The organism is Streptomyces sp. NBC_00989 (assembly GCF_045162655.1).
In the GTDB taxonomy this organism is placed as follows: Bacteria; Actinomycetota; Actinomycetes; order Streptomycetales; family Streptomycetaceae; genus Streptomyces.
The window spans coordinates 3291583-3295976 of sequence record NZ_CP108728.1 but is presented as its reverse complement, the minus strand read 5'-3'; the positions used below and the strand labels follow the sequence as shown (position 1 = coordinate 3295976).

General features: G+C 70.1%; 4 protein-coding genes. 1 reads left to right on the top strand and 3 read right to left on the bottom strand.

Translation table 11 applies throughout. The features are described 5' to 3' along the window. Window positions 1-37 precede the first annotated feature (37 nt). Window positions 38-1294, top strand: coding sequence for a ricin-type beta-trefoil lectin domain protein (locus OG714_RS14245; protein ID WP_406121081.1), 1257 nt, complete (start codon window positions 38-40; stop codon window positions 1292-1294). A gap of 94 nt (window positions 1295-1388) precedes the next feature. Here OG714_RS14245 and OG714_RS14240 read toward each other — a convergent pair whose 3' ends face one another. From OG714_RS14240 to OG714_RS14230, 3 genes are all read right to left on the bottom strand, one after another. After that, window positions 1389-2918, bottom strand: a complete 1530-nt coding sequence (locus tag OG714_RS14240; protein WP_406121079.1) for a helix-turn-helix domain-containing protein — start codon at window positions 2916-2918, stop codon at window positions 1389-1391. An 85-nt stretch (window positions 2919-3003) separates the two neighbouring features. After that, on the bottom strand, window positions 3004-3201 hold the full coding sequence (locus OG714_RS14235; protein ID WP_266773474.1) for a DUF4236 domain-containing protein: 198 nt from the start codon (window positions 3199-3201) through the stop codon (window positions 3004-3006). Between the two features lie 65 nt (window positions 3202-3266). Continuing rightward, window positions 3267-4175 carry a class I SAM-dependent methyltransferase gene (locus tag OG714_RS14230; protein ID WP_406121076.1) on the bottom strand — a complete coding sequence of 303 codons (909 nt, stop codon included), beginning with the start codon at window positions 4173-4175 and terminating at the stop codon, window positions 3267-3269. Window positions 4176-4394 lie beyond the last annotated feature (219 nt).

Sequence of the window (4394 nt, the reverse complement as noted above, 5' to 3'; positions counted from 1 at the left end):
CCGGTCGTCACCCGATCACCTTTCTGGAAGGAACAGCATGTCCGGCAAGAACAGCCCGCACCACCAGGCAGCGACGGGCGGGACGGAGCCCGCCGCGGCCCCGGACACCACCGCGGGCGGCGCCCCCGAGACCGAAGCGGCACTCCCGCCGACCAGCGGGGAGACGGCGGCGGCCCGCACCGGCGCCCCGGAGACCGCCCCGGAGACCGCGGCGGAGGCGGAAGCGGCCCTCGCGCCCCCCTCGCAGCCCACCGCGGCGGCCCAACTCTCCACCCCTGAAGCCGTCGTAGGCACCGACGTAGGCACTGACGCAGGTACCGATGAAGGCGCTGACGAAGGCGCCACCTCGGAAGCGGCTCCCGAAGCAGCCCCTGACACCCACGCCGACCCCGACCCGGGCGCCGACGCCCTGGCCGGCGCGGCGACGGCCGAGTCCGGATCGGGGTCCGGCTCCGAATCCGGCGAGGGCACCGCCGCCGCGGCCCCCGCCTTCGGCCGCCCCTCCCGTGGCCTCCTCGCCGGAGCCGCGATAGCCGGCGCGCTGCTGGTCGGCGTGCCGTTCCTGGTGTCGGGAATGCTCGGGAAGTCGAGTTCGGACTCGAAGCCTTCGGACCAAGTGGCCGACGCCGGCACGGTGTTGAACGGGGCGACGACGGACAGCGGTGCCGGTGCCTACGGTTCGGCCAGCCCGGACCCGACCTCGCCGAAGCCGACCCCCTCGCACACGGCCGGCGGCAAGAACAACACGGTGAAGAACGGCGCGGGAGCGGCGGCCGCCGGTGCCGGTTCCGGTGCCGGAGTGATCGCGGGCAGTTCCGCCCAGGCTCCCAAGAAGGCGTCCTCCGGCGGGAGTTCGAAGAAGAAGTCCACCACGACCAAGGCCACGGCCACCAAGACGGTGACCGTCGCCCCCGGCACCACCATCTACGGCCACGCCTCCAACAAGTGCATCGAGATGGTGGGTCACAAGGGCGCCGACGGTTCGCCGCTGCAGATCAACAGCTGCACCGGCAAGAACTGGCAGAAGTGGGACTTCCGTTCGGACGGCACGATCCGCTCGATGGGCCTGTGCATGGACGTCGCCTGGGGCTCGTCGGCGAACGGCGCGGTGATCCAGATCGCGGTGTGCAGCGGCAACCCGGCCCAGCAGTTCCGCCTCAACTCCAGCAACGACCTGGTCAATCCGCAGTCCAACAAGTGCGTGGACGTCAAGGACCAGAAGACCGCCGGCGGCACCCGGCTCCAACTCTGGGACTGCAACGGCCAGGACAACCAGAAGTGGAGCACCCGCTGAACACGGCGGTGCCGCCGCACCCGTGACGGCACGGCGGCACCCCGGACACCCTGGACATCCAAGTCCCGCCCGGATGCCCCGTACCGGAGCGGAGCTAGATGTCCCGGAAGATCTCGATCTGCGCCCCGATCGAGTTGAGCCGCTCCGCCAGATCCTCGTAACCGCGGTTGATGACATACACGTTCCGCAGCACGGACGTGCCCTCGGCCGCCATCATCGCGAGCAGGACGACGACCGCGGGCCGCAGCGCCGGCGGGCACATCATCTCGGCGGCCCGCCAGCGGGTCGGACCCTCGACCAGCACCCGGTGCGGGTCGAGGAGTTGGAGGCGCCCGCCGAGGCGGTTGAGGTCGGTCAGATAGATCGCGCGGTTGTCGTAGACCCAGTCGTGGATGAGGGTCTGCCCCTGCGCGACCGCCGCGATCGCGGCGAAGAACGGCACGTTGTCGATGTTCAGGCCGGGGAACGGCATCGGGTGGATCTTGTCGATCGGCGCCTCCAGCTTGGAGGGCCGGACCGTCAGGTCCACCAGGCGCGTACGGCCGTTGTCCGCGACGTACTCGGGGGTGCGGTCGTGGTCGAGGCCCATCTCCTCCAGGACCGCGAGCTCGATCTCCAGGAACTCGATGGGCACCCGGCGGACCGTCAGCTCCGACTCGGTGACGACGGCGGCGGCCAGCAGGCTCATCGCCTCGACCGGGTCCTCGGAGGGGGAGTAGTCCACGTCGACGTCGATGGTCGGCACGCCGTGCACGGTGAGCGTGGTGGTGCCGATGCCCTCGACCCGTACGCCGAGCGCCTCCAGGAAGAAACAGAGGTCCTGGACCATGTAGTTGGAGGACGCGTTGCGGATGACCGTGGCGCCGTCGTGGCGGGCGGCGGCCAGCAGCGCGTTCTCGGTGACGGTGTCGCCGCGCTCGGTCAGCACGATCGGGCGGTCGGGGGAGACGGACCGGTCGACCCGCGCGTGGTAGAGGCCCTCGGTCGCGGCGATGTCGAGGCCGAAGCGGCGCAGCGCGATCATGTGCGGCTCGATCGTGCGCGTACCGAGGTCGCAACCGCCCGCGTACGGCAGCTTGAAGCTGTCCATGCGGTGCAGCAGGGGGCCGAGGAACATGATGATCGAGCGCGTGCGGCGGGCCGCCTCCGCGTCGATCGACGCCATCTCCAGCTCGGCCGGCGGCACGATCTCCAGGTCGACGCCGTCGTTGATCCAGCGGGTGCGGACGCCGATCGAGCCGAGTACCTCCAGAAGGCGGTACACCTCCTCGATCCGCGCGACCCGGCGCAGCACTGTGCGCCCCTTGTTGAGGAGCGAGGCGCACAGCAGTGCCACGCACGCGTTCTTGCTGGTCTTCACATCGATCGCACCGGACAGCCGACGGCCGCCGACCACCCGCAGATGCATCGGACCGGCGTAGCCCAGAGAGACGATCTCGCTGTCCAGCGCTTCACCGATTCGAGCGATCATCTCAAGGCTGATGTTTTGGTTGCCGCGCTCGATGCGGTTGACGGCGCTCTGGCTGGTGCCGAGCGCCTCGGCGAGCTGCGTCTGTGTCCAGCCCCTATGTTGCCTGGCGTCACGGATGAGCTTGCCGATACGTACGAGGTAGTCGTCTGCCATGAGGCCGAGGTTATCTCAGATATGAGATGGCGCCTCTTGAGGGGTCCATTCGGGTGACGACCGGTCAGCGGTCTGTCGGTCGCCGTCAGTCGTCCTTCTTGGTGCGCGTCTTGCGCCACCCGAAGGGCCCGGGCAGGTTCATCGATGTCGTACGGCGCCCCGAGGTGCTGCGCGTGTAGCGCGGGCCGCGCTTGCCCCCTGTCGTGAACGACAGGGACCCCTTGTTGATGTTCAGCCGAAGCCAAGGAAGGATCCGGAAGCTCTTGCGGAACGTGAGCGGCATACCCGCCCCCTTTCGTCCCGCACCGGGTACCCCGAAGTCGCGCGGATATGGCGGCGGGTCGTGGCTCACTCCGCCCCGCTGTCCTGGAGTTGGAAGTGCCAGACCACGGCGACCGGTGATTCGTCCAGGGCGGCGGCGGACGCTTCGGGACACCGGTGCAGGAGATCCCAGGACATATGGGTGGGCAGCGGGTCCGGCGCGGCGCCGGGATCGGGGGAGCGGCGCGGGCGGCGGGGTTCCTCGCAGTGCCGGACCTGGAATCCGAGGGGGAGGGCGGCCGAGAGGTACGCGCTGAGCGGGCGGTGGTGTTCGGTGAGCAGGGTCGGGCGGCCGTCCGGGCCGGCGCGGCGGGGGAGGGTGGGGCTGAGGTAGGGCACGAGGAAGTGCGCGTCCGAGATCACGAGGTGCCCGCCGGGGCGCAGCACGCGCGCGAACTCGGCCAGCACGGCCGCCAGATCGGGGACGTGGGTCAGCGCGAGCGCGCAGACGACGATGTCGACCGCACCGTCGGGAAGCGGCAGTTGGTGCAGATCCGCTTCGCGGAGATCGACGTCCGGCAGCCGCTCGCGTGCCCGCGCGAGCATCTCCGGTGAGGCGTCGCAGCCGGTCACCCGATGACCGAGCCGGTGCAGATAGGCCGTGTGCCGGCCGGTGCCGCAGGCCGCGTCCAGCGCGGCGCCGACCGGCAGTCCGTCCAGGATGCGCCGGACGGCGGGCTGCTCGACGTCGATCATCGTGTTGCCGGGGGAGTCGTAGTGCGGTGCCCAGCCCTGATAGACGTCGGCCGTGCTGATCGTGCCGGGCTCCGCGGTGACGCCTTCGGTGTCGGCGAGGTCCGGGGTGTCCAGCAGCCTGCGGATCTCGGCGATCCGGTCCTCGACGAAAGCCCGGTCGGCGCTTCCTTCCCTGAAGCCGCGCAGCAGGGCGGCACCCTCAAGTCCCAGCAGGTAGCCGAGGGGGCTCAGATAGGTCACTCCGGGGACGGTACGGGCCCGCGGCGCCTCGGTTCCAGCGGTTTTCGCGGCGCCGGCGGACCCCGCCGACGGGTCCGGGCATGACCAGCCCGCCCCCATGTACTAGAGTTATCTCGACATCGAGATATCTGCCGAGGTGCACCGCAGCCGCACACTCCGCCGATCCCAGCAGTAAGGCTTACCTAACTTAGCCTTACCTTAGCAGATCGGCCAAGACGT

What these genes read in the sequence shown, in the direction of transcription:
- OG714_RS14235 (WP_266773474.1), bottom strand. Translation starts at nt 3,201, where the DNA reads ATGCCGCTCACGTTCCGCAAGAGCTTCCGGATCCTTCCTTGGCTTCGG.
- OG714_RS14245 (WP_406121081.1), top strand. Translation starts at nt 38, where the DNA reads ATGTCCGGCAAGAACAGCCCGCACCACCAGGCAGCGACGGGCGGGACG.
- OG714_RS14240 (WP_406121079.1), bottom strand. Translation starts at nt 2,918, where the DNA reads ATGGCAGACGACTACCTCGTACGTATCGGCAAGCTCATCCGTGACGCC.